Source organism: Streptomyces lienomycini, assembly GCF_027947595.1.
GTDB classification, from domain to species: domain Bacteria; phylum Actinomycetota; class Actinomycetes; order Streptomycetales; family Streptomycetaceae; genus Streptomyces; species Streptomyces lienomycini.
Map to the genome: position 1 here is coordinate 331,372 of NZ_CP116257.1, position 24,701 is coordinate 356,072.

Below are 24,701 nucleotides of genomic sequence, written 5' to 3' on the forward strand. Positions count from 1 at the left end.
CCGCCCGGGTTGGGTGCGGGGTGAAGAAGACCACTCATTCGTGGGGCGCGACACCGGGGTGCGTAGGGTCGTACTCATGAGTACGACAGGCGCGAACGCCGATCCGCTCGCGGCCCTGGGCGCGCTGCCCGGTGTGGCCGAGTCCGTGGAGTCCGTACGCAAGGCCGTGGACCGTGTCTACGGTCACCGGATCATGCGGCGGCGCAGCAACGAGATCACCTCCGAGGCGGCACTGCGCGGCGCCCGGGGCTCGGCGGCGCTGTCCGGGGCGGACTGGGCGTTGGAGGAGGTGCGCCGGCGCAGCGACTTCAGCGTCGACGACGAGGCGCGCTCGGTGGGTGCGGCGCTGCGGCTGACCGCCGAGGCGGGGCAGCTGCTGTCCATCTGGCGCCAGTCCCCGCTGCGGGTGCTGGCCCGCCTGCACCTGGTGGCGGCCGCGGACAAGGCCGATCAAGTGGGACGGCCGCGCCAGGCGGGCGAGCCGGTGGACGAACCCCTCGTCGAGCTGCCGCTGCCCGACGCCGCGGAGGCGCACGGCCGCCTGGAGGGCCTGGCCGCGCTGGTCACGGCCGGTGGCTCCGCGCCGGCGCTGGTGACGGCCGCCGTGGTGCACGGGGAACTCCTCGCGCTGCGCCCCTTCACCTCCCACAATGGCCTGGTCGCGCGTGCGGCCGAGCGCGTCGTCCTGGTCGGCAGCGGGCTGGACCCCAAGTCGGTCTGCCCGGCCGAGGTCGGCCACGCGGAGCTGGGGCGCGCGGCCTACCTGGCCGCGCTCGACGGCTATGTCTCCGGGACCCCGGACGGCATGGCCGCCTGGATCGCCCACTGCGGCAAGGCGGTCGCGCTGGGTGCCCGCGAGTCGACGGCGGTGTGCGAGGCGCTCCAGCGCGGCGCGGCTTAGGGCGGGCGGTCGGTCACCTGTCAGTCGCCGGGTGGCCGTGTCGTCGCGGCGCGGACGGCACAGAAATGCGGCGGTACGAGTGCTCGTACCGCCGCTGGCATGACCACCGGGTTACCAGGCGTCCTCGATATCTGCCCATCAGGTCGGGAACTTCGCCCGTCACCTGGTGCGGCTGGCCCGTAATCGACGGGTCGACGTCGCGTGGGTGCCCGATGTCCATGCTCGGTCCGTGGGGCCGAATGCGTGTTTAAGGTGATCCTTTCGGATGTCCTTGGTCTCGCGGGCCGTTGAGTCCTTTGTACTCCCGGGCCCGAGCAAGCGGAAGTGCTCGCCGCACTTCTTTACCTTTGCGCCGGTAAGCGACTGAAAGCGACTGAAACAACCGGCCTTCCCGATCAGGCTGCCGTGGACCGCCGTCGGCTCGCGTACCAGACCAGGCCGGCGGTGGCCGCGGCGGCGCCTATCGCCGCAGCCGCGACGAGCGCCGGCCGGGGCGGCACGGAGAACCCCCCGATCCGCTGCTTGAGTCGCACCGGGCGGTGGAAATCGAGGATCGGCCACTCGCGTGCGACAGCCTCCCGACGCAGCGCCCGGTCCGGGTTGACCGCATGGGGGTGGCCGACGGCCTCCAGCATCGGCAGGTCGGTCGCCGAGTCGCTGTACGCGTAGCAGCGGGACAGGTCGTACCCCTCGGAAGCGGCCAGTTCGCGGATCGCCTCGGCCTTGGTCGGGCCGTACGCGTAGTACTCCACCTCGCCGGTGAAGCAGCCGTCGTCGCCCACGACCATGCGCGTCGCCACCACCCGGTCCGCGCCGAGCAGTTCACCGATCGGCTCGACGACCTCGGCCCCCGACGTCGAGACGATCACGACGTCGCGGCCGGCGGTGTGGTGCTCCTCGATCAGGGAGGCCGCCTCGTCGTAGATGATCGGGTCGATCAGGTCGTGCAGGGTTTCGGCGACGAGCTCCTTGACCAACCGGACGTTCCAGCCGCGGCACAGTGCGGAGAGGTACTCGCGCATCCGCTCCATCTGGTCGTGGTCGGCCCCGCCGGCGAGGAAGACGAACTGGGCATATGCGGTGCGCAACACAGCCCTGCGGTTGATCAGCCCGCCTTGGTAGAAGGACTTGCTGAACGTGAGCGTGCTCGACTTCGCAATGACCGTCTTGTCCAGGTCAAAGAAGGCCGCCGTGCGGGGCGACGAGTGGCCCATGGAGTGGGGCAAGGAGTGGTTTTCCACAACCCTGAGCATAGGCGCAGCCCATTCGGCGTAAGGTGGGGCGCGTGGGTTTGCCTGAGAAGGCTCTCGGGTACACCATGGAAGTCACGGATCGTTCGCGACCGTGCTAACCCGGCCCGACTCCTCCCCCCCCGAGTCGGCCGTGGAGACGACCCCCGCTCTCCCCCCCGGCGGGGGTCGTCGCATGTCCGGGTGGGTTTCCCCGCACTTCCCCCGACCTGGTCGAGCGCCCGTGGTGGCGCATGGCCCAGAGGTCGTTGCGTCTCACGGCCGCTACACAGTGTAGTCGATGGACTGCTCTGCGGGACTCGCACACGGACTGGAGTGGGGCTGGACGAGCCTCACCGGTTCGAGTGAGTCGATATTCACAATCGTCTAGTTGTCCACAGTTTTTGAGCAAGATCCACACGATTTCCCGGATCGCTGCACCTTGATTCCCATGCGTCCGGGCCGCGCCGAGTTCCACGGCCGGAACTGTTTGCCGGACGCGTGATGTCGGCCGTTCGTGCGGGGACCGCTTTCCGGTTCTTCACAACGCCGCGAATCGCGGGCCGCAGGGGCTGCGCGAGAGACCACGAGAGGCCGGGCGCGGCCGAGGAAGCCGTGCCGAAGGGGGAATCGGTCATGTCCGGAACCATCACGCACGACCCGCCGCCCGCTGCCGGAGGCCGGCAGAGCGGACCCTTGATCGTCACCGAGGACACGGAGCTGCTCGACGACCTGTTGCGCCTGTGCGCGGCGGCGGGCGTCACACCGGAGGTGCATCACTCGGTGCCCGTGGCACCGCCGCCGCCCTCGACGACCTTCACGTCCTCGGCATCCTCGGCCGCCTCGGCGTTTCCCGCGCCTCAGGCGCCCCCGGCACCCGGACAGCGGCGGACCGGCTGGGAGACCGCTCCACTCGTCCTCGTCGGGGACGACGCGGCGCGGCGCATGCGCGGAGCCGTGCGCCGACGGGGCGTGGTCCTCGTGGGCCGCGATCAGGACGACTCGGGGGTCTGGCAGCGGGCCGTCGAGATCGGCGCCGACCACGTCCTGATGCTGCCCGACGGCGAGCAGTGGCTGGTCGACCGCATCGCCGACGTCGCCGAGGGCGTCGGACGCCCGGCCATCACCGTCGGCGTCATCGGCGGCCGGGGAGGCGCCGGAGCGTCCACGCTGGCCTGCGCGCTCGCCGTCACCTCGGCTCGGGAAGGGTTGCGCAGCCTGCTGGTGGACGCAGATCCACTGGGCGGCGGCCTCGACGTCCTCCTGGGCGGCGAGACGGCCGACGGGCTGAGGTGGCCGGCGTTCGCGGCCTCCCGGGGGCGGGTCGGCGGCGGCGCCCTGGAGGAGTCGCTGCCCGAACTGCACTCGCTGCGGGTGCTCAGCTGGGACCGGGGTGACTGCGTCGCGGTACCGCCGCAGGCCGTACGAGCGGTGCTCGCGGCGGCCCGGCGCAGGGGCGGCACGGTCGTCGTCGACCTGCCGCGCCGGATCGACGACGGAGTCGCCGAGGTTCTGGCGCAGCTCGATGTCGGGATCCTCGTGGTCCCCGCCGAACTGCGTGCCGTCGCGGCGGCGGGCCGAGTGGCGGCGGCGGTCGGCATGGTCCTGCGCGACCTCCGGGTCGCGGTGCGCGGGCCGTACGCCTCCGGACTCGACGACCGCGAGGTCGCTCGGCTGCTCGGCCTGCCGCTGGCCGGTGAGGTGCCGGTCGAGTCAGGGCTCCTGCGCGCCACAGAGAGCAGACGACGACCCCCGGGCGCGTCCGCCCGCGGCCCACTGGCGCGCTTCTGCAGGGAGTTCTGGGAACGGGCGCTCGCGGAGACGGGGACGCCTACGGGGACGGGATGAGGGCGGCTGATGAGTGACGCGCTGAGCGGCCAGACAGGCACGCAGAGGGCCGGAGAGGGCCGGAGAGGGCCGGAGAGGGCCGGAGAGAGCCGGAGAGAGCCGGAGAGGGGTGAGTGAGGTGATCGGAGTGAGCGAGGTGAGCGGGGTGACTGTGGCCAGTGCCTACGGAAGGGTGCCTGTGACGCGGCGCGGGACCGGTGCGGCCGACACGGCCGGGGACGGGCCCGGTATGTCCGAGGCACCGACCGTGCGAGCGGTCCCGGGCTGGGCTTCCCGGACGTCGTACGGGGGACCGCCCACCGGAGGGCCCACGGGCCCGGCAACCGCCGGTGTCCCCGGACCGGCTCCGGGAGCGGTCACCGCCGCGGTGGGCGGCCGGGTTCCGGAGTCGGCCACCGGCCGGGCGTCGATGTCGGCTTCCGGTCGGACGCCGACACGGGCGTGGACTTCCGTGCGGCCCGCGGGGCCCGGCGCCGAGCGGACCCCGGGGCCCGCGTCGGGGCGGCCCTCGACAACGGCTTTCCCGGCAGGCCAGGGCCCCCCGCCCGGCATGCTCGACGGTGTGCGGCGGTGGCTCGCCGAGAGCGGGGCGGAACCGACGCCCGCGCGCGTGGCGCAGGCCCTGCGGGAGCAGGGCCGGGTGCTGGGGGACGCCGAGATCCTCGGTGCCGCCGACCAACTCAGGTCGGAACTTGTCGGCAGCGGGCCACTGGAGCCGCTGCTCGCCGACCCGTCGGTGACCGACGTACTGGTGTCCGCCCCGGACCGCGTCTGGGTCGACCGGGGCGGCGGCCTGGAGCTGACGCCGGTCTCCTTCCCGGACGCGGGCGCGGTGCGGCGGCTCGCCCAGCGCCTCGCCACCGTCGCCGGACGCCGCCTCGACGACGCCCGGCCCTGGGTGGACGCCAGGCTGCCCGACGGCACCCGGCTGCACGCGGTGCTGCCACCGGTCGCCGTCGACTGCACGTGCCTGTCGCTACGGGTGGTACGGCCGCGCGCCTTCACCCTCGGCGAACTGGCGGCGGCGGGCACCGTGCCACCCGGAGGCGACCGCGTGCTGCGCGCGCTCCTGCGGGCACGGCTGTCGTTCCTCGTCAGCGGTGGAACGGGCAGTGGCAAGACGACCCTGCTCAGCGCCCTGCTCGGGCTCGTGGGGCCGGACGAGCGCATCGTCCTGGCCGAGGACTCGGCCGAACTGCGCCCCGACCATCCGCACGTCGTCCGACTGGAGACCCGACCCGCGAACCAGGAGGCCGCGGGCCTGGTCACGCTGCAGGACCTGGTGCGGCAGGCGTTGCGCATGCGTCCCGACCGGCTGGTCGTGGGCGAGGTGCGCGGCCCCGAAGTGGTCCATCTTCTCGCCGCCTTGAACACGGGGCACGAAGGAGGCTGCGGGACCGTGCACGCCAACGCCGCCGGCGACGTACCGGCCCGGCTGGAAGCGCTCGGCACGGCCGCGGGGCTGGACCGTGCGGCCCTGCACAGCCAGCTCGCGGCGGCCCTGTCGGTAGTCCTGCACCTGGTCCGTGACCGCGCGGGACGACGCCGGATCGCCGAGGTCCACGTACTGGAACGGGACCCGGCGGGGCTGGTGCGGACGGTACCGGCACTGCGGTGGGGCGCGGATGCCTTCGTCGCCGAACGCGGCTGGGAGCGGCTGCGGGAGCTGTTGCGCGGTGAGGGGCAGCGAGAGCAGGCCGTCGGACGGGAGACGCAGGGAGGACGGGCATGACGGACGTGACGGGGGCGCAGGTGACGGGGGCCGGTGCGCTGTCGACGGGCATGGCCCTGGTGTGCCTCGGGGCGGCCGCCTGGCTGGCGGGTGGGTGGCACTCCGGCGTACGCCGGGCACGGCTGGTGCTCGCCGCGGGCCGGACGGGTGGAACGGCCGGTACCGGGCCTCCCCCGGTGCGTCGGGTGGCGGAGGAGCTGAGGAAGGCCCGTGGCCGGCTGAGGCCCGAGTGGGGGTCACTGGCCGTCGGGGTGGTACTGGCGCTGCTGGGCGACTCGGTGCTGCCGGCCGTCGCGGGGGCGGTCGGAGTCCCGGTGCTGCGGCGGACGCGACTGGCCGGCCGGGCGAGGCGGGCACGTGAGCGTCGGCAGGACGCGGTGATCGCGCTGTGCGGGACGCTCGCCGGGGAGGTGCGGGCGGGGCGTCAGCCGGGCGAGGCGCTGTTGTGCGCGGCGCACGACTCGGGCGGTCTCGGCGACGCGCAGGCGCCGGTGCTGGCGGCGGCCCGGTTCGGCGGGGACGTCCCCGGGGCGCTCGCGGCGGCGGCCGGGCAACCCGGCGCCGAGGGACTGCGGGGTCTCGCGGCGTGCTGGCGGGTCGCGGTCGACCAGGGCGCGGGACTCGCGTCCGGTCTCGACCGGCTGGAGGGCGCACTGCGCGCCGAGCGGGACCAGCGCGCCGACCTGCGCGCCCAACTGGCGGGCGCTCGCGCCACGGCCGTGATGCTCGCCGGTCTGCCGGTCCTCGGCCTGCTGCTCGGCGTGGCCCTGGGGGCCGACCCCTTGCACGTGCTGTTGCACACCGGAGCCGGAATCGGATGCCTGCTGGCCGGTGGGGTGCTGGAGAGCCTCGGCGTGTGGTGGGTGACGCGGATCGTGCGCGGAGCGGAGGCGGCGTCGTGAACGGCGACCTCGTCCACAGGCTGGGGGCGGTGTTGGGGACGGTGCTCCTCGTCGGCTGGCCGGCCTGGGCCCTGGGAACGGCGCGACGCGAGCGGACGCTGCGCAGGAGGCTCACCGGCCTGCTGACACCGGAACCGGCCCGCCCCGCCCCGCGACGTGCCGAGCTGCTGGGCGCCGTCCGCGGATGGCTGCCGTCGGTGGGGCTGATGGGCGCCGGTTGGGCCGTGATCGGCGGTGTCCCCGGAGTCGTGGCGGGGTTGATGGGCGCCGCGGCACTGTGGCGTTGGAGCGCCCGGCGTTCGGCAGCCGGCACCGCGGTGGCGGAGTCCACCGCGGCCGAGGCAGCCCGTCAACTACCGCTGGCTGCCGACCTGCTGGCGGCCTGCGTCGCGGCGGGCGCGAGCCCCGTGGCGGCGGCGCGGGCGGTCGGTGACGCCCTGCGCGGGCCGGTTGGAGAGGCGCTGGGGCGCGGTGCCGCGGAGGTGCGACTCGGCGGCGAACCGGACGGCGCCTGGCGCGGCCTGGCCGTGCTTCCGGGGGCCGGGCCCCTCGCGCGGCTGCTGGAGCGCGCCGAGGTGTCCGGGCTCCCCGCGGCCGGCCCGGCCGCCCGACTCGCCGCCCAGGCCCGTGCCGACTGGGCACGCACGACGACCGCCCGGGCCCGAAGAGCGGCCGTCATGGTCACCGCGCCGGTGGGGCTGTGCTTTCTGCCGGCCTTCATCGCGGTGGGCGTGCTGCCGGTGGTCATCGGGCTGGCGGGCGGGGCCCTGGGGCGCGGGGGAGGCGGTGGCTGAGGGACCGGGGAGTACCGGCGCGGAGTCGGCGAGCGAGCAGGCAAGTGAACAGGCAAGTGAGCAACGGGATCGAACCTTACGGGGGTTGCGATGTATCAGGTGGTACGGGCACGGTTGCGTGCCCTGGTGTGCGGGGTGGGCGCGGCACTGCGGCAGCGGGCCCTGCGGCGGGACGCGGGAATGGTCACTTCCGAGTACGCGATGGGAATCGTCGCGGCCGTGGGATTCGCCGTGATCCTCTACAAGGTCTTGACGAGCGGCACGGTCAGCGCCGAGCTGCAGGGCATCGTGAAGCGGGCGCTCGATGCGCGGATGTGAGCGGGCGCCGAGTCCGGAGAAGCGGACCCGTGGAGCGGTCGGACGCCGGTCGGACGGCGGCTTCGTGACGGCGGAGACAGCCGTGGTGCTTCCGGTGCTGGTGGTGTTCGCGATGGCGTTGGTGTGGGGCCTGCTCGTAGTGGCGGCGCAGATCCAGTGCGTGGACGCGGCCAGGACCGGCGCCCGCGCGGCGGCGCGGCAGGACCCGGCCGACGCGGTCGTGGAGGTTGCCCGTGAGGCGGCACCCCCTGGGGCCCGGGTCACGGTCAGCCGGGAGGCGAACCTGGTCCGTGTGGTCGTGGTCGCCGACCCTCCGGCCTTGCACGGACTGCCCATGGAGCTGCGGGAAGAGGCCGTCGCCTCGGTGGAGCAGACGGTGGGGGCGCGGCCGTGACGGGCGTCGCCCCGCCCGGACCGGTCGCCGACCGGAGCGGCCGCCCGGGCACCGGCCCCGGCGTGAGTACCAGCACAGGCACCGGCGCGGGCACCGGTTCCGGTTCGGGCATTGGTTCGGGTGTGGGCACTGGCCCCGGCGTAGGCGCTGGCCCCGGCGCGAGTACCGGCCCGCGTCCGGAGATCGGCCCCGGCCCTGGTACCGGCCCTGGCCCTGGTATCGGCCGCGGTCCGGGCACCGGCCCCGGCATGGCAACCGGCCCCGAAACGGAGATCGGCCCCGGCATGGGCACCGGCCCCGGCATGGGGATCGGCCAGGATCGCCCCCGCGCCTCCCCGTCTGTCTCCGCCGCCGACCCGAGCATGGCCTCCGACCGGGGGTCGGCCACCGTGTGGAGCGTTGCCGCGATCGCCGTGCTGTGTCTGGTGTTCGGCATCGTGCTGGCCCTGGGACAGGCGGTCGTGGCCCGGCATCGCGCGGCCGGCGCTGCCGACCTGGCGGCCCTCGCGGCGGCGGACCACTGGGCCGAGGGCGGCACGGCGGCGTGCGACAGGGCGGACCGGGTGGCGCGGGCTCAGGGGGCGCGAATGGCGCGGTGCGTGCTCACCGGGCAGGTCTCGGACGTGACGGCGGCGTCGGGCAGGGGACCGTTCGCTGCGGAGATCCGGGCGAGGGCCGGCCCGGCGGCGACGACCCCCGCGACGGGCAACCCCGCTCCCGCGACGGCGAGTGCCGCGACAGCGAGTCCGGCCCCAGCGAGCGCCGAGACGGAAAGTCCCGCGACAGGGAAGCAGGCGCCGGCCGGCAACGCGGCGACGGAGATGACGGCGACCGGCGCCCAACCCGTCGAGCCGGCCGGTTTGACATCGTCCCCCGCCAACCGCGCTGCCCCCGTCAACCGCGCGGCCTCCCGTCACCCCCTCGGTTTATCCCGTCTCCGCAGTACCTCGCAGCAGCACGGTGAGGAGCCGTACCGCCCCCCGCTTGTGCAGCGGATCGTTGCCGTTGCCGCACTTGGGGGACTGGATGCAGGACGGGCAGCCGGCGTCGCATTCGCAGGAGGCGATGGCCTCGCGCGTGGCCGTGAGCCAGTCGCGGGCCGTGTGGAAGGCGCGCTCGGCGAACCCCGCGCCGCCGGGGTGGCCGTCGTACACGAAGACCGTCGGCAGCAGCGTGTCCTGGTGCAGGGGTACCGACACGCCACCGATGTCCCAGCGGTCGCAGGTCGCGAACAGGGGCAGCATGCCGATCGAGGCGTGTTCGGCGGCGTGCAGGGCCCCGCCGAGGATCTCCGGGTTGATCCGGGCCGCGTCCAACTGGTCCTCCGTGACCGTCCACCACACGGCTCGCGTGCGCAGCGTGCGGGGCGGGAGGTCGAGCTTCGTCTCGCCCAGCACCTCGCCGGTGATCAGGCGCCGGCGCAGGAAGGAGACCACCTGGTTGGTGACCTCGACGGAGCCGTAGCAGAGGCGCCCGTCGCCCCAGGGGACCTCGGTGTCGGTCTCCAGGACCGAGATCGCCGTCGTGTCGCGGGCCACCGTCGAGTAGGCGGGGGTGGCCTGCTCGACCAGCGCGACGGAGTCCTCCAGGTCCAGGGACCGGACGAGGTACGTGCGCCCCTGGTGGAGGTGCACGGCGCCCTCGTGGACGGTCGTGTGGGCGGCACCGGCGTCCACCGTGCCCAGCAGCCGCCCCGTACCGGCCTCGACGACCTGCACCGGGCGTCCGCCCTCCCCGCGGATGTCCGTCAGGTCGGCGGCCCGCTCACGGCGTGTCCAGTGCCAGGCCCGGGTCCGCCGGCGCAGCAGCTTCGCCGCCTCCAGCTGGGGCATCAGCTCCTCGCAGGCCGGACCGAAGAGATTCAGGTCCTCCTCCGTCAGGGGCAGCTCGGCCGCCGCCGCGCACAGGTGGGGGGCCAGGACGTACGGATTGTCGGGGTCGAGGACCGTGGACTCCACCGGCTGGTCGAACAGGGCCTCCGGATGGTGGACGAGGAAGGTGTCCAGTGGATCGTCACGCGCGACCAACACGGCCAGTGCCCCCTGCCCCGACCGGCCGGCCCGGCCCGCCTGCTGCCACAGCGAGGCCCGGGTCCCCGGGTACCCGGCGATCACCACGGCGTCCAGGCCGGAGATGTCGAGGCCGAGTTCGAGGGCGTTCGTCGCGGCGAGGCCCAGGAGGTCACCGGAGTGCAGGGCGCGTTCCAGGGCGCGGCGCTCCTCGGGAAGATAGCCGCCGCGGTACGCCGCGACACGCCGGACCAGCGAGCGGTCGACCTCGGCCAGACGTTCCTGGGCGATCACCGAGATCAGCTCCGCGCCGCGGCGGGAGCGTACGAAGGTGATCGAACGCATGCCCTGCACGGTGAGGTCGGTGAGGAGGTCGGCGGCTTCGGCGGTGGCCGTGCGGCGGACCGGCGCGCCCTTCTCGCCCTCCAGTTCGGTCAGCGGCGGCTCCCACAGGGCGAACACCAGTTCACCACGCGGTGAGGCGTCGTCGGCCACCTCGACCACTGGCAGCCCGGTGAGCCGGCGGGCCGCGACCGAGGGCTCGGCGGCGGTGGCGGAGGCGAGCAGGAACACGGGCGACGCGCCGTAGCGCGCGCAGAGTCTGCGCAGTCTGCGCAGCACCTGGGCGACGTGGGAGCCGAAGACGCCGCGATAGGTGTGGCACTCGTCGATGACGACGTACTTCAGCGCCTTCAGGAAGGACGACCAGCGGGGATGGGAGGGCAGGATGCCGCGGTGCAGCATGTCCGGATTGGTCAGCACATAGGTGCCGTACTGGCGGATCCACTCGCGTTCCTCGAACGGAGTGTCGCCGTCGTACACCGCCGCCCGGACGGAGGTGCCGAGAGGTTGTGAAAGTTCCTTCACCGACCGGCACTGGTCGGCTGCCAGTGCCTTCGTGGGGGCCAGGTAGAGAGCCGTGGAGCCGCGCCCGTTCGGCGCCTCGGAGCCGTCCACGAGGGTCGACAGGACGGGCACCAGATAGGCCAGGGACTTGCCGGACGCGGTGCCGGTGGCGACGACCACCGAGTCGCCGTCCAGGGCGTGCTCGGCCGCGCGTGCCTGGTGGGCCCAGGGGTGTTCGATTCCCGCGGCCCGCACCGCGGCGACGACCTCCGGTCGAATCCGGTCCGGCCAGACGGCATGACGGCCCGCACGCGGGGGCAAGTGCTCCGTATGAGTGATGCGCGCAGCCCGGCCCGGTCCCGCGGCCAGCCGGTCCAGGAGCATGCCTGGTTCCGGCCGGGAGCCGTGCTCCGCCGGGGGTCGATCGGGTCGGTGATTCTTGGCCATCGGCACCGAGTCTGTCACTGGCGTGACGGACAATGGGACCAAGGCGTCGTGCACGCCTGCCGGTAAGTGATTGAATGCCATCGCGGCTGGCGAACCGTCCTGGGGGCTTCAAGCCGAGGTGTCCCGAGGGACGACCGCTCGATAGCAAGGTGCTGGAGGATCCGTGGACCTGTCCCTGTCGACCCGTACCGTCGGCGATCGTACGGTCGTCGAGGTCGGTGGCGAAATTGACGTATACACCGCGCCCAAGCTGCGTGAGCAGCTGGTCGAGCTCGTGAACGACGGGAGTTTCCACCTCGTCGTCGACATGGAGGGCGTGGACTTCCTCGACTCCACAGGGCTCGGCGTGCTGGTCGGCGGACTGAAGCGGGTGCGTGCCCATGAGGGCTCGCTGCGCCTGGTCTGCAACCAGGAGCGCATTCTCAAGATCTTCCGTATCACCAGCCTCACCAAGGTGTTCCCCATTCACACCTCGGTCGAGGAAGCGGTGGCGGCCACCGACTGACGACCGGTTCCGGGCCCTCGCGGCCCGGAACGGCAAGAACGAGGGGGGTCCGGGCTGTCGGCGGTCCGGACCCTCGAAAGCACGCCCGTAGTTCCGAGGGGGATGCATGGCCACCGTCGAACTCCGCTTCAGCGCGCTGCCCGAACACGTCCGCACCGCCCGTCTGGTGGCGGCCGCGGTGGCACGCAGGGCCGGAGTGGACGAGGCCGTCCTCGACGAGGTCAGGCTCGCCGTTGGCGAGGCCTGCACCCGGGCCGTGGGCCTGCATCAGCACGTCGGCATCACCGCGCCGGTCAAGGTGTCGCTGATCGAGGAGGAGAAGCAGTTCTCCATCGAGGTCGGTGACGAGGCGCCGCACGCGGTGCCCGGGGTGAAGACCCCGGGCGGCGCCGCCGACGACCTGGAGGCCGAGGAGGACGAGATGGGCCTCGCGGTCATCAGTGGACTCGTCGACGACGTGGAGGTCACGGCCGGTGAGGACGGCGGACTGATCCGCATGACCTGGCCGACCGCGCCCGCGGTGCTGCCGCCGATCTGATCCCCGCGTCACCCCCTGTGTCACCCAGAGGGCCCCACCTGGTGGGGCCCTTTGTCGTGCTCGGACTTACATTGATGCCGTGCGGACGCCAAGTGAATTCATTCACGATCAATCCCTGGAGAATCTCGCCCGGAGGATCGATCACCGAGCTGTCATGAAACGGATCACCGGCGGATCGGGGAATTAATGCCGGAGGGGCATTACTACTTCCGGCCCCCTTGTGGTTGACAGGGTAATTCCTTTTGTCGTGCACTGTTTTGATCGGCTTCCGGTACCTACAATCCCGTCCACATCTTGAGCTCAGCCCAAGCGTCAAGGAGGACGAATGGCGGAGCTTCCTACCTCTCATCTCGCAGCCGCCGTACTGACCGACGGGAACCGCGTCCTGGTCGTGGTCATCGCGGTAGTCGCGCTGGCCGCCCTGGTCCTCGCGGGCATCCTCGTGCGCCAGGTGCTCGCGGCGGGCGAGGGGACCGACAGCATGAAGAAGATCGCGGCGGCCGTCCAGGAAGGCGCGAACGCCTATCTGGCCCGGCAACTGCGCACGCTCGGCGTATTCGCCGTCGTCGTGTTCTTTCTGCTCCTGCTGCTGCCCGCGGACGACTGGAATCAACGTGCCGGACGTTCGATCTTCTTCCTGATCGGAGCGGCGTTCTCGGCGGCCACCGGCTATATCGGCATGTGGCTCGCCGTACGCAGCAATGTGCGCGTCGCCGCGGCGGCGCGGGAAGCGACACCGGCCCCCGGCGAACCGGAAAGGGATCTCACTCTCGTCTCGCACAAAGCGACGAAGATCGCGTTTCGCACGGGCGGTGTCGTCGGCATGTTCACGGTGGGGCTCGGCCTGCTGGGCGCCTGCTGCGTGGTGCTGGTGTACGCGGCCGACGCGCCGAAGGTCCTGGAGGGCTTCGGCCTCGGCGCGGCGCTGATCGCGATGTTCATGCGCGTCGGCGGTGGCATCTTCACCAAGGCCGCCGACGTCGGCGCCGACCTGGTCGGTAAGGTCGAGCAGGGCATTCCGGAGGACGATCCGCGCAATGCCGCGACCATCGCCGACAACGTGGGCGACAACGTCGGCGACTGCGCGGGCATGGCCGCCGACCTCTTCGAGTCGTACGCCGTCACCCTGGTGGCCGCGCTGATCCTCGGCAAGGTGGCCTTCGGCGACTCCGGGCTGGCGTTCCCGCTGCTGGTCCCGGCGATCGGCGTGCTCACCGCCATGATCGGCATCTTCGCGGTGGCGCCCCGGCGCTCCGACCGCAGCGGCATGAGCGCGATCAACCGGGGCTTCTTCATCTCCGCGGTGATCTCGCTGGTGCTGGTGGCGGTCGCCGTCTTCGTCTACCTGCCCGGCACGTACGCCGACCTCGACGGCGTCACCGACGCGGCGATCGCGGGCAAGGGCGGCGACCCGCGGATCCTCGCGCTGGTCGCCGTCGCGATCGGCATCGTGCTCGCCGCCCTGATCCAGCAGCTCACCGGCTACTTCACCGAGACCACCCGGCGCCCCGTCAAGGACATCGGCAAGAGCTCGCTCACCGGCCCCGCCACCGTCGTCCTCGCCGGGATCTCGCTCGGCCTGGAATCGGCCGTCTACACCGCCCTGCTGATCGGCCTCGGCGTCTACGGGGCCTTCCTGCTCGGCGGCACGTCGATCATGCTGGCGCTGTTCGCGGTGGCGCTGGCCGGCACCGGCCTGCTCACCACGGTCGGCGTGATCGTCGCCATGGACACCTTCGGACCGGTCTCCGACAACGCACAGGGCATCGCCGAGATGTCCGGCGACGTCGAGGGCGCCGGCGCCCAGGTGCTCACCGACCTGGACGCGGTCGGCAACACCACCAAGGCCATCACCAAGGGCATCGCCATCGCCACCGCCGTCCTCGCAGCGGCGGCCCTGTTCGGGTCGTACCGCGACGCCATCACCACCGGCGCGGCGGACGTGGGCGAGAAACTCAGCGGCGAGGGCGCTCCGATGAACCTGATGATGGACATCTCGCAGCCCAACAACCTCGTCGGGCTCATCGCCGGCGCGGCGGTCGTCTTCCTCTTCTCGGGACTGGCGATCAACGCGGTGTCGCGGTCGGCGGGTGCGGTGGTCCACGAGGTGCGGCGACAGTTCCGGGAACGGCCCGGGATCATGGACTACAGCGAGAAACCCGAGTACGGCAAGGTCGTCGACATCTGCACCAGGGACGCCCTGCGGGAACTCGCCACACCCGGACTGCTCGCCGTGATGGCACCCATCTTCATCGGGTTCACGCTCGGCGTCGGCGCACTCGGCGCGTTCCTCGCGGGCGCGATCGGCTCGGGCACGCTCATGGCGGTGTTCCTCGCCAACTCCGGCGGCTCCTGGGACAACGCCAAGAAACTCGTCGAGGACGGCCACCACGGCGGCAAGGGCAGCGAGGCCCACGCCGCCACCGTCATCGGCGACACCGTCGGCGACCCCTTCAAGGACACCGCGGGCCCGGCCATCAACCCGCTGCTGAAGGTCATGAACCTGGTCGCGCTGCTCATCGCGCCCGCGGTCATCAAGTTCTCCTACGGCGCCGACAAGAGCGTCGCGGTACGGGTCCTGATCGCCGTGGTCGCGTTCCTCGTCATCGCGGCGGCCGTCTACGTCTCCAAGCGGCGCGGGATCGCCATGGGCGACGAGGACGACGCCGACCAGGAGCCCAAGTCGGCCGATCCCGCCGTGGTTTCGTAGCCGCAGCCCTCGAAACCACCGCACGGAGTCCCAGGAGGCGCTGCTCAAAGGGCGGGCAGACGGCGCGTGTTGACGCGCCGTCCGCCCGCTTCGCGCGGGCGCGCGCCCCGCACCGTGAGCCTTCTCTCTCTTGGTGCAAATGGCTTCAATACGGTCTTAACGGATGTTCGTCCGGTGAGTGTCCCCCATCCGGCGTGTATGTTCCGGGGCCGAGAGCCATGGAAGGGACCAATCCGGTGAACAAGAAGCTCGCTGCCGCACTGTCCGGCGGTGCGGTACTGGTACTGGCGCTGACGGGATGCGGCAGCGGCGACGACAACGAGAAGCTGGACTCCTGGGCGAAGCAGGTCTGCGACGGAGTGCAGCCGCAGGCCAAGAAGATCGAGGCGGCCAACGCGGCGATCCAGAAGGAGACCTCGGACAACAGCACGCCGGCAGACGTCCAGAAGACCGACGCGAAGGCGTTCCAGGACATGTCCGACGCCTACAAGGCGATGGGCGCCACCGTCCAGAAGGCCGGCGCGCCGGACGTCGACGAGGGCGAGAAGAAGCAGAAGGACGCGGTCACCGAGCTGAACTCCCTCTCCTCGTCGTACGCCTCCCTGCGCAAGCAGGTGGAGGCGCTCGACACCAAGAACCAGGCCAAGTTCGCCGACGGCCTCAAGGACATCGCCACCGAGCTGAACAAGCTCAGCAAGAGCGGCAGTGACGCGCTGAAGACCCTGGAGGAGGGCGACGTCGGCAAGGCGATGGCCAAGCAGGAGAGCTGCAAGTCGGCCTCGGTGACGCCGTCGGCCACGACCGGCTGACCCCTGCCACGGGGACGCGGGGCGGGGGCCGCGGGGCCACAATGGGGGCGTGAGTAACGCCAGTCTGTCCCCCCTGCCCTCCGCCGACCGCCCCGACGTCACCGCCCGGCTGCGGGACGCCCTGCTCGGGGCGTCCTTCACCGCCGACGGACTGCTGGAGCTGCTCGGCGCCCCCGCCTACGCGGCGCTGTCGCGCAGCGAGACCGTGCCCGCGCTCCGGGCCACGCGCGGCGACACGCCGCTCGAACTGCTCGTACGGCTGTTCCTGCTTCAGCAACCCGTGCTCCACGCGCGCGTGGCGGACGTCCTGCCCGTCGACGTCTGCCTGGAGAGCGGTTGGCTCGACCGCGCGGGCGACGACGAGGTGGCCGCCACCGTGGACGTCCGGCCCTACGGCGGGCCCGGCGGTGAGGACTGGTTCATCGTCTCCGACCTGGGATGCGCGGTCGGCGGCGCCTCAGGCATCGGCAACCACGCCGAGGGCGTCGTCCTCGGCGTCGGCGGCGCCTCCACGACCCTCGCGGGCCTCACCGTCCGTACGCCCGTCTCCGCCGCCCTCGACCTGGGCACCGGTTCCGGCATCCAGGCGCTGCACGCCGCCGCGCACGCCACGCGCGTGACCGCCACCGACGTGAACCCGCGCGCGCTGCACATCACCGCGCTCACCCTCGCCCTGTCCGGAGCGCCCGCCGCCGACCTGCGGGAGGGCTCCCTCTACGAGCCGGTCGACGACGACGCGACGTACGACCTCGTCGTCTCCAACCCGCCGTTCGTGATCTCACCCGGCGCCCGCCTCACCTACCGCGACGGCGGGATGGGCGGGGACGATCTGTGCCGCTCGCTCGTTCAACAGACGGGGGAGCGCCTGAACGAGGGCGGGTTCGCGCACTTCCTCGCCAACTGGCAGCACGTCGAGGGGGAGGAGTGGACGGACCGGCTGCGCTCCTGGGTGCCGCGCGGCTGCGACGCCTGGATCGTCCAGCGCGAGGTGCAGGACGTCACCCAGTACGCCGAGCTGTGGCTGCGGGACGCGGGCGACCACCGCGGCGACCCGGCCGAGTACGAGGCGCGGTACGACGCGTGGCTCGACGAGTTCGAGGCGCGCAAGGTCAGGGCCGTCGGCTTCGGCTGGATCACTCTGCGCCGGACCGCGGCCGCCGAGCCCTCGGTCGTCGCCGAGGAGTGGCCGCACCCGATCGAGCAGCCGCTCGGCGAGACCGTGCGCGCCCACTTCGACCGCGTCGACTACCTGCGCTCCCACGACGACGCGGCGCTGCTCGAAGCGCACTTCACGCTGGCCGGCGAGGTCGTCCAGGAACAGGTCGGGCTGCCCGGCGCCGAGGACCCGGAGCACGTCGTGCTGCGCCAGAACCGCGGCATGCGCCGGGCCACCCGGGTCGACACGGTAGGCGCCGGTTTCGCGGGCGTCTGCGACGGCACCATGAGCGCGGGCCGCATCCTGGACGCCATCGCCCAGCTGGTCGGCGAGGACCCGGTCGCCCTGCGCGACCGCACGCCCGCGCAGATCCGCCTGCTGGTGGAGCAGGGCTTCCTCGAACCGGCGTAGCGCGGCGCGAGAGCCGGGTGTGGGTGCGCGCACCCATTCTTCCGGCGCGACGCGCGCCCGCCCCGCTCCGCCGGCAATTTTCCCGGCACCGGCCCACCCCCGCGGACGGGCGAAGCGAGTCGCGCCGGAAGGCGGGCGGCGGACCCGTCGGCCCCTCGTTCACCTCGGGTTCGCCTGCCCGCCGCCCGCGGGTGGCAGCCTCCCCGAAGGCTGGACACGCGCGGGCTGGAGAAAAGGGGCACGGGGACCATGGAGAGCGGGCCGGCGATCTTCGCGGGATTGGTGTTCGCCCTGTTCGGGGCAGGTCTGCTGGCGTGGACCACGACGCGGGTGCGGCACGGCCGGCCCGTCGCGCACGGTGTGAGCCCCGTCGCATCGGCGACCCTCGCGAGCGTCGCCGCCGTGGTCGCGCTGGCCCTCGGGGCATGGTGCCTGACGCACGTGTGAGCGGCCCGTGCGGGCCTCCGGTCACGCGTCCGCCCCGGTAATCGGGGGATCGCGCTCCGGATACACGCGTCGGAGCGGGTAGGCACTCCGGGCGGCAGGAACAGGGTTCGTCGGGTTACCGTTCGAGTGGCCGTTGTGGGCTTTTCCCGTTTGACACGGGGGCGGGAGGTACCGTCACACTCCGCAGCGTCACGATCGAAACACAGAACGACCCGACCCGGGACCACGCCCTGGGGAGGCCCAGCGTCGACCGGAGAGAAGAGCGAAGTTGTCCCCGACCAGCGAGACCGCGAACGGCGGCCGCCGACTCGTCATCGTCGAGTCGCCTGCCAAGGCGAAGACGATCAAGGGCTATCTCGGCCCTGGCTACGTCGTCGAGGCGAGCGTCGGGCACATTCGCGACCTCCCCAGCGGCGCGGCGGAGGTGCCGGAGAAGTACACCGGCGAGGTCCGCCGCCTCGGTGTGGACGTCGAACACGACTTCCAGCCGATCTATGTGGTCAACGCGGACAAGAAGTCCCAGGTCAAGAAGCTCAAGGACCTGCTGAAGGAGTCCGACGAGCTCTTCCTCGCCACCGATGAGGACCGCGAGGGCGAGGCCATCGCCTGGCACCTCCAGGAAGTCCTCAAGCCGAAGATCCCGGTCAAGCGCATGGTGTTCCACGAGATCACCAAGGACGCGATCCGCGCCGCCGTCGCCAACCCGCGCGAGCTGAACCAGAAGCTGGTCGACGCCCAGGAGACCCGCCGCATCCTCGACCGCCTCTACGGCTACGAGGTCTCGCCGGTCCTGTGGAAGAAGGTCATGCCGCGCCTGTCGGCCGGCCGCGTCCAGTCCGTCGCCACCCGCCTCGTGGTCGAGCGGGAACGCGACCGCATGGCGTTCCGCTCCGCCGAGTACTGGGACCTCACCGGCACCTTCGCGACCGGCCGTGCGGGAGACGCCTCTGACCCGTCGTCGCTGGTCGCCCGCCTCCAGACCGTCGACGGACGGCGTGTCGCGCAGGGCCGCGACTTCGACTCCCTGGGGCAGATCAAGAGCGCGAACACCCTCCACCTCGACGAGGCGAACGCCCGCGCGCTGGCCGCCGCACTGGAGAACACGCGCTTCGCCGTCCGCTCGGTCGAGTCCAAGCCGTACCGCCGCTCGCCGTACGCCCCGTTCCGTACGACGACGCTGCAGCAGGAGGCGAGCCGCAAGCTCGGCTTCGGTGCGAAGTCGACCATGCAGGTCGCCCAGAAACTGTACGAGAACGGCTACATCACCTACATGCGTACGGACTCCACGACCCTGAGCGACACGGCGGTCACCGCCGCCCGCGCCCAGGTGACGCAGCTGTACGGCGCCGACTACCTGCCGCCCCAGCCGCGCACGTACGCCGGCAAGGTCAAGAACGCGCAGGAGGCGCACGAGGCGATCCGCCCCTCCGGCGACCGCTTCCGCACCCCCGCCGAGACCGGACTGACCGGCGACCAGTTCAAGCTGTACGAACTGATCTGGAAGCGGACCGTCGCCTCCCAGATGAAGGACGCGACCGGCAACAGCGTCACCGTGAAGATCGGCGGCGCCGCCTCCGACGGCCGGGACGTCGAGTTCAGCGCCTCCGGCAAGACCATCACCTTCCACGGCTTCCTCAAGGCCTACGTCGAGGGCGCCGACGACCCGAACGCCGAGCTGGACGACCGCGAGCGCCGCCTGCCGCAGGTCGCCGAGGGCGACGCGCTGACCGCCGACGAGATCACGGTCGACGGCCACGCCACCAAGCCCCCGGCCCGCTACACCGAGGCGTCGCTGGTCAAGGAGCTGGAAGAGCGCGAGATCGGCCGCCCGTCGACGTACGCGTCGATCATCGGCACCATCCTGGACCGCGGCTACGTCTTCAAGAAGGGCACGGCACTCGTCCCGTCCTTCCTCTCCTTCGCCGTGGTCAACCTCCTGGAGAAGCACTTCGGGCGGCTCGTCGACTACGACTTCACCGCCAAGATGGAGGACGACCTCGACGCCATCGCCCGCGGCGAGGCCCAGGCGGTGCCGTGGCTGCGCCGCTTCTACTTCGGCGAGGGCGTCGGCACGGGCGGCGGCGCGGCCGACGCGGGCAACGGCGACGGGGACCACCTCGGCGGCCTCAAGGAACTGGTCACCGACCTCGGCGCGATCGACGCCCGCGAGGTGTCGTCCTTCCCCGTCGGCAACGACATCAAGCTGCGCGTCGGCCGCTACGGCCCCTATGTCGAGCGCGGCGAGAAGGACGCCGAGAACCACCAGCGCGCCGACGTCCCCGAGGACCTGGCGCCGGACGAGCTGTCCGTGGAGCTGGCGGAGGAGCTGCTCGCCAAGCCGAGCGGCGACTTCGAGCTGGGCACCGACCCGGCCACCGGTCACGCCGTCGTCGCCAAGGACGGCCGCTACGGCCCCTACGTCACCGAGGTGCTCCCCGAGGGCACCCCGAAGACCGGCAAGAACGCCGTGAAGCCGCGCACCGCCTCACTGTTCAAGTCGATGTCCCTGGACACGGTGACCCTCGACGACGCCCTGCGGCTCATGTCGCTGCCGCGCGTCGTCGGCACCGACGCGGAGGGCGTCGAGATCACCGCGCAGAACGGCCGCTACGGCCCGTACCTGAAGAAGGGCACGGACTCGCGGTCCCTGCAGACCGAGGAGCAGCTCTTCGAGATCACGCTGGAGGAGGCGCTGGCGATCTACGCCCAGCCCAAGCAGCGTGGCCGGGCCGCGGCCAAGCCGCCGCTGAAGGAGCTGGGCACCGACCCGGTCAGCGAGAAGCCTGTCGTGGTCAAGGACGGCCGCTTCGGCCCGTACGTCACCGACGGCGAGACCAACGCGACCCTGCGCTCCGGCGACAGTGTCGAGGAGATCACGCCCGAGCGGGGCTACGAACTGCTCGCCGAGAAGCGCGCCAAGGGGCCCGCCAAGAAGACGGCGAAGAAGGCCGTGAAGAAGACGGCCGCCAAGAAGGCCCCGGCCAAGAAGGCGGCGGCGACCAAGAAGACGGCCGCCGCGAAGACCACGGCGGCCAAGAAGACCGCCGCCAAGAGCACCGCGAAGAAGACGGCGACCAAGAAGGCGACCGCGTCGAAGACCTCGGAGGACTGAGCCCGGCTCAGGAACCGCCGGGCGCCGGGGCTCTCCGCCCCGCACGCCTCGCGCACGCTCTTCGCAAAGCGAACGCCCCGGCATCATTTCGGTGTCGGGGCGTGCGTACGTTCGGCCGGGCACCCCGGACTGTCGGCGGCGACCGATAGGCTGAACGCATGACGCGAGCCGAGCAGCCAACGGCCCCTCACCCGGCCCCGGACGACGCACTGGTCGCGGACTCCCGCGAGCGCGCCGTCCGCGCCCTGCTGCGCCGTCCGCAGCTGCGGCGTTTGTGGAGCGCACAGCTCGTGGGGGGTGTCGGCGACATCCTCGCCCTCCTGGTGCTGGTCCTCCTCGCGGTCCAGGCCGCGATCGGCGCCGGCTCCTTCGGCGGCGGCTACCGGGGCGTGGCGTTCGCAGTGGCGACCGTTTTCGGCGTACGCATCCTCGCGACGCTGCTCTTCGGCGCCGTACTGCTCGGCCCCCTGACCGCGCTCACCTCGCAGGACGGTCCGCTCGACCGGCGCTGGACCATGGTCGGCGCCGACGGCCTGCGGGCCGCGCTGCTCATCGTGGCGCCGCTGTGGATCGACTGGACGCCCGACAACGCGCTCGCCGCCCTCCTGGTGACCGCCTTCGTCACCGGCGTCGCCGAGCGCTTCTGGACGGTGTGCCGGGAGAGCGCGGCCCCCGCCCTGCTGCCCGCCCCGCCCCTGGAGGGCGCGACGGTGCGGCCGCTGCCGGACCACATGGACGCACTGCGCCGCCTGTCCCTGCGGACCAGTTTCGTGGCGATCCCCCTCGCGGGCGTCGCGCTGGTCCTCGCGGGACTTCTGAACAACCTCCTGGGCGCCGGCATCGACTGGTTCGCCGAGCACCAGGCGGCGCTCGGTTCGTACGTGGCGGCCGGGCTGTTCGCCGCGTCCCTGTCCGTGGTGTCCTTCCTGGAGCTGCCCGCGGTGCGCACCCCGCGCGCGCGGTCGCCGCTGGAGGGCATGCGCCGCCCCAAGAGCGGCGGCGGTGTCGACAAGGGCCGCACCGGCGTGCTCCCGCTGCTGGTTTTCGCCTGCGCCGCGGTCGCCGCGGTGGTGGCGGCCACGGTCGCGGTCGCCGTGCTGCACGCCAAGGACCTGGGCGGCGGCCCTGTGCTGTACGGACTGACGGTGGGCGCGCTGACCGGCGGCGTCGTCGTCGGCATCCGCACGGCGCCCGCCCTGCTGCCCTCCCTGTCCCGCCGCCGGCTGCTCGCCCTGGCGATCGCCTTCGTCGGCGTCACGCTGCTGGCCGCCGGACTCGTCCCGGACGACACCACCGTGCTGCTGCTCCTCGCGCTGGCCGGCGTCGGCGCGGGCGTGGCCGCCAACACCGGGCACGCGCTGCTCGACCAGGAGACCGAGGACCACCGCCGGGCCCGGACGACCGAGCACCTGCACGCGGTCGTCCGGGTCTACGTGGCGCTCGGCGCGGTCGTCGCGCCCGTGCTGGCCGCCGCGATCGGGCCGCACCGGCTGGAGAACGGCAAGTTCGTCTTCGCCCACGGCGGCGCCGCGTTCGTCCTGATGCTGCTCGGCGCGCTGCTACTGCCGCTGGCCGCGCTGGTGCTGGCCAAGGTCGACGACCGCTCCGGCGTGCCGCTGCGGCACGACCTGCGGGACGCGCTGCTCGGCGGCGACGACCCGGTCCCCGCGCCCGAGGCGAACGGCTTCTTCATCGCCCTGGAGGGCGGCGACGGCGCCGGCAAGTCCACCCAGGCCGAGGCCCTCGCCGAGTGGATCCGCGGCAAGGGCCACGAGGTCGTGCTCACGCGCGAGCCCGGGGCGACGCCGGTGGGCAAGCGCCTGCGCTCCATCCTGCTGGACGTCTCCAGCGCCGGACTGTCGCACCGCGCGGAGGCGCTGCTGTACGCCGCCGACCGCGCGGAGCACGTCGACACCGTGGTCCGGCCCGCCCTGGAGCGCGGCGCCGTGGTCATCTCCGACCGCTACATCGACTCCTCGGTCGCCTACCAGGGCGCCGGCCGCGACCTGTCGCCGACCGAGATCGCCCGCATCAACCGCTGGGCCACCAACGGGCTCGTACCGCACCTGACCGTGCTGCTCGACGTGGCGCCGGAGGCCGCGCGCGAGCGGTTCACCGAGGCGCCGGACCGGCTGGAGTCGGAGCCCGCCGAGTTCCACGCGCGCGTGCGCTCCGGTTTCCTCACCCTGGCCGCCGCCGACCCCGGGCGCTACCTCGTCGTGGACGCCGGCCAGGAGGCGGAGGCCGTCACCACCGTCGTACGCCACCGGCTCGATCAGGTGCTGCCGCTGTCCGAGGCCGAGATCAAGGCCCAGGAGGAGGCGCGTCGCAAGGCCGAGGAGGAAGCCCGCCGCAAGGCCGAGGAAGAGGCCGCGCGCAAGGCGGAGGAGGAGCGTCTGGAGCGCGAGCGCCTCGAGGAGGAGGCGCGGGTCCGCGCCGAGGAGGAGGAGCGCAAGCGGCGCGAGCTGGAGGAGGCGCAGCGGCGTGAGGCCGAGCGCCAGGCCGAGGAGGCCCGGCAGCGGGCCGAGGAAGCCCGCCGCAAGGCCGAGGCGGAGCGGGAACGTCTGCTCGCGGAGGAGAAGGCGCGGGCCGAGGAGGAGGCGCGGCTGCGGGCCGAGGCGGAGCGGCGCCGCAAGCAGGCCGAGGAGGAGGAGCGGCTGCGCGCCGAGGCCGAGGCCCGGCGCCTGGAGAAGCAGCGCAAGGCCGAGGAGGCCTTGCTGCGGGCCGAGGAGGCACGCCGGGCGGCGGAGCAGGCGGCGTCGGCGGCCGCGGCCGGACCCAGGTCGGCCGCCCCGGCCGCGGCCGACGCGCCCCGCCCGAGGCCGGTCGCCCCGGCCCCCACCGACGCGACCGTACCGACCCCGATCGTGACCCCGGGCAACGCCTCCGGCGGGCCGGTGGAGGACACGGCGGTACTGCGGCCGGTGCGGGACACGCGGGACGACGACCGCACGGACGACGGCCGTGCCGACGCCGGCCGCCCCGACGACGCCGAGGACGGTGCCCGGGACGGGCGCGACGACGGCCGGGCGTCCGGGGTCTCCGAGGCCGAGGTGACCACCGAGCTGCCCATGCCGCCGGTGCCGCCCGGCGCGGCGGACGAGACCGCGGTGCTGCCGGCCGTGGAGCCGCGGGACGCCGACGAGACGGCGGTCCTGCCGCCCGTCACGCCGGGTGCCGCCGACGAGACGGCGGTCCTGCCAGCCGTACGGGAGGACGATCCCGCCGACCGCGTTCCGCCGGGCTACTTCCGGGAGGAGGGCCCGGCCGCCGGTACCGACTCCGGCGGTGAGCCCCAGGACAGCACGCGCGAGCTGCCCCGGATCGACCCCGACGAGGCCGCGCCCCGCAGGCGCCGCTCCGACTGGGCCGAGGAGACCCCCCTGGACGACCTGCCGACGCTGGCCGACGAACTGCTCGGGTCCCGCGACGAGGACGAAGGCGCCCGGGGCGACGGCGACCGCGGAGGCCGCGGTGACGAGGGCGGCCGCCGGGGCAGGGGCCGGGGACGACGCTGAGCACGAGGACGCCCGGGGCGGCCCGCGCCCCGGGCGTACCGCCGCGTTGTCAGTGCCGCCCCGCACAATGGAGGG

At 72.9% G+C, this 24,701-nt stretch carries 17 protein-coding genes and 1 pseudogene; 16 read left to right on the top strand and 2 right to left on the bottom strand.

Translation table 11 applies throughout. The features are described from left to right. Positions 1-76: 76 nt before the first annotated feature. Positions 77-901, top strand: a complete 825-nt coding sequence (locus tag BJ961_RS01620; protein ID WP_271319530.1) for a Fic family protein — start codon at positions 77-79, stop codon at positions 899-901. A 395-nt stretch (positions 902-1,296) separates the two neighbouring features. On the opposite strand, the gene BJ961_RS01625 is transcribed toward BJ961_RS01620, so the two are convergent. Further along, positions 1,297-2,154: an HAD family hydrolase gene (locus tag BJ961_RS01625; RefSeq protein ID WP_271319531.1), complete on the bottom strand. Its 858-nt coding sequence runs from the start codon at positions 2,152-2,154 to the stop codon at positions 1,297-1,299. A gap of 612 nt (positions 2,155-2,766) precedes the next feature. Here BJ961_RS01625 and ssd point away from each other — a divergent pair. The 7 genes and pseudogenes from ssd to BJ961_RS01660 form a co-directional block, all read left to right on the top strand. Beyond that, complete coding sequence (ssd, locus tag BJ961_RS01630) at positions 2,767-3,978, top strand: septum site-determining protein Ssd (RefSeq protein WP_271319532.1); 1,212 nt, start codon at positions 2,767-2,769, stop codon at positions 3,976-3,978. Between the two features lie 550 nt (positions 3,979-4,528). Then, the gene (locus tag BJ961_RS01635; protein ID WP_271319533.1) at positions 4,529-5,710 is read left to right on the top strand and encodes a TadA family conjugal transfer-associated ATPase; all 1,182 of its coding nucleotides are present in this window, start codon (positions 4,529-4,531) and stop codon (positions 5,708-5,710) included. Next, positions 5,707-6,612 carry a type II secretion system F family protein gene (locus BJ961_RS01640; protein WP_271319534.1) on the top strand — a complete coding sequence of 302 codons (906 nt, stop codon included), beginning with the start codon at positions 5,707-5,709 and terminating at the stop codon, positions 6,610-6,612. Before BJ961_RS01635 ends, BJ961_RS01640 begins: the two co-directional genes overlap by 4 nt. After that, positions 6,609-7,406: a type II secretion system F family protein gene (locus BJ961_RS01645; protein WP_271319535.1), complete on the top strand. Its 798-nt coding sequence runs from the start codon at positions 6,609-6,611 to the stop codon at positions 7,404-7,406. Before BJ961_RS01640 ends, BJ961_RS01645 begins: the two co-directional genes overlap by 4 nt. Positions 7,407-7,496: 90 nt before the next feature. Further along, positions 7,497-7,724: a DUF4244 domain-containing protein gene (locus tag BJ961_RS01650; RefSeq protein WP_271319536.1), complete on the top strand. Its 228-nt coding sequence runs from the start codon at positions 7,497-7,499 to the stop codon at positions 7,722-7,724. After that, the gene (locus BJ961_RS01655; protein ID WP_328658613.1) at positions 7,711-8,118 is read left to right on the top strand and encodes a TadE family type IV pilus minor pilin; all 408 of its coding nucleotides are present in this window, start codon (positions 7,711-7,713) and stop codon (positions 8,116-8,118) included. The genes BJ961_RS01650 and BJ961_RS01655 overlap by 14 nt, the downstream gene beginning before the upstream one ends. Before the next feature lie 362 nt (positions 8,119-8,480). Next, a pseudogene (locus BJ961_RS01660) lies at positions 8,481-8,852 on the top strand (Rv3654c family TadE-like protein); the annotation flags it as partial. Positions 8,853-9,044: 192 nt separating this feature from the next. Here BJ961_RS01660 and BJ961_RS01665 read toward each other — a convergent pair. Continuing rightward, complete coding sequence (locus BJ961_RS01665; RefSeq protein ID WP_271319538.1) at positions 9,045-11,501, bottom strand: DEAD/DEAH box helicase; 2,457 nt, start codon at positions 11,499-11,501, stop codon at positions 9,045-9,047. A gap of 82 nt (positions 11,502-11,583) precedes the next feature. On the opposite strand from BJ961_RS01665, the gene bldG reads away from it, so the two are divergent. The 8 genes from bldG to tmk all read left to right on the top strand — a co-directional run bounded on the left by bldG (position 11,584) and on the right by tmk (position 24,626). Further along, positions 11,584-11,925: an anti-sigma factor antagonist BldG gene (gene bldG, locus BJ961_RS01670; RefSeq protein ID WP_007491988.1), complete on the top strand. Its 342-nt coding sequence runs from the start codon at positions 11,584-11,586 to the stop codon at positions 11,923-11,925. A gap of 106 nt (positions 11,926-12,031) precedes the next feature. After that, on the top strand, positions 12,032-12,463 hold the full coding sequence (locus BJ961_RS01675; RefSeq protein WP_271319539.1) for an ATP-binding protein: 432 nt from the start codon (positions 12,032-12,034) through the stop codon (positions 12,461-12,463). 325 nt (positions 12,464-12,788) lie between these two features. Next, positions 12,789-15,173 (top strand): sodium-translocating pyrophosphatase, encoded by a 2,385-nt coding sequence (locus BJ961_RS01680; protein ID WP_271319540.1) that lies wholly within the window; start codon positions 12,789-12,791, stop codon positions 15,171-15,173. 218 nt (positions 15,174-15,391) lie between these two features. Next, complete coding sequence (locus tag BJ961_RS01685) at positions 15,392-15,982, top strand: small secreted protein (RefSeq protein WP_271319541.1); 591 nt, start codon at positions 15,392-15,394, stop codon at positions 15,980-15,982. Between the two features lie 49 nt (positions 15,983-16,031). Beyond that, positions 16,032-17,549, top strand: a complete 1,518-nt coding sequence (locus BJ961_RS01690; RefSeq protein ID WP_271319542.1) for a DUF7059 domain-containing protein — start codon at positions 16,032-16,034, stop codon at positions 17,547-17,549. Positions 17,550-17,798: 249 nt separating this feature from the next. Then, the gene (locus tag BJ961_RS01695) at positions 17,799-17,996 is read left to right on the top strand and encodes a hypothetical protein (RefSeq protein WP_271319543.1); all 198 of its coding nucleotides are present in this window, start codon (positions 17,799-17,801) and stop codon (positions 17,994-17,996) included. A 268-nt stretch (positions 17,997-18,264) separates the two neighbouring features. Then, the gene (gene topA, locus BJ961_RS01700; protein ID WP_271319544.1) at positions 18,265-21,108 is read left to right on the top strand and encodes a type I DNA topoisomerase; all 2,844 of its coding nucleotides are present in this window, start codon (positions 18,265-18,267) and stop codon (positions 21,106-21,108) included. 158 nt (positions 21,109-21,266) lie between these two features. Continuing rightward, the gene (tmk, locus tag BJ961_RS01705) at positions 21,267-24,626 is read left to right on the top strand and encodes a dTMP kinase (protein WP_271319545.1); all 3,360 of its coding nucleotides are present in this window, start codon (positions 21,267-21,269) and stop codon (positions 24,624-24,626) included. Positions 24,627-24,701: the final 75 nt, after the last annotated feature.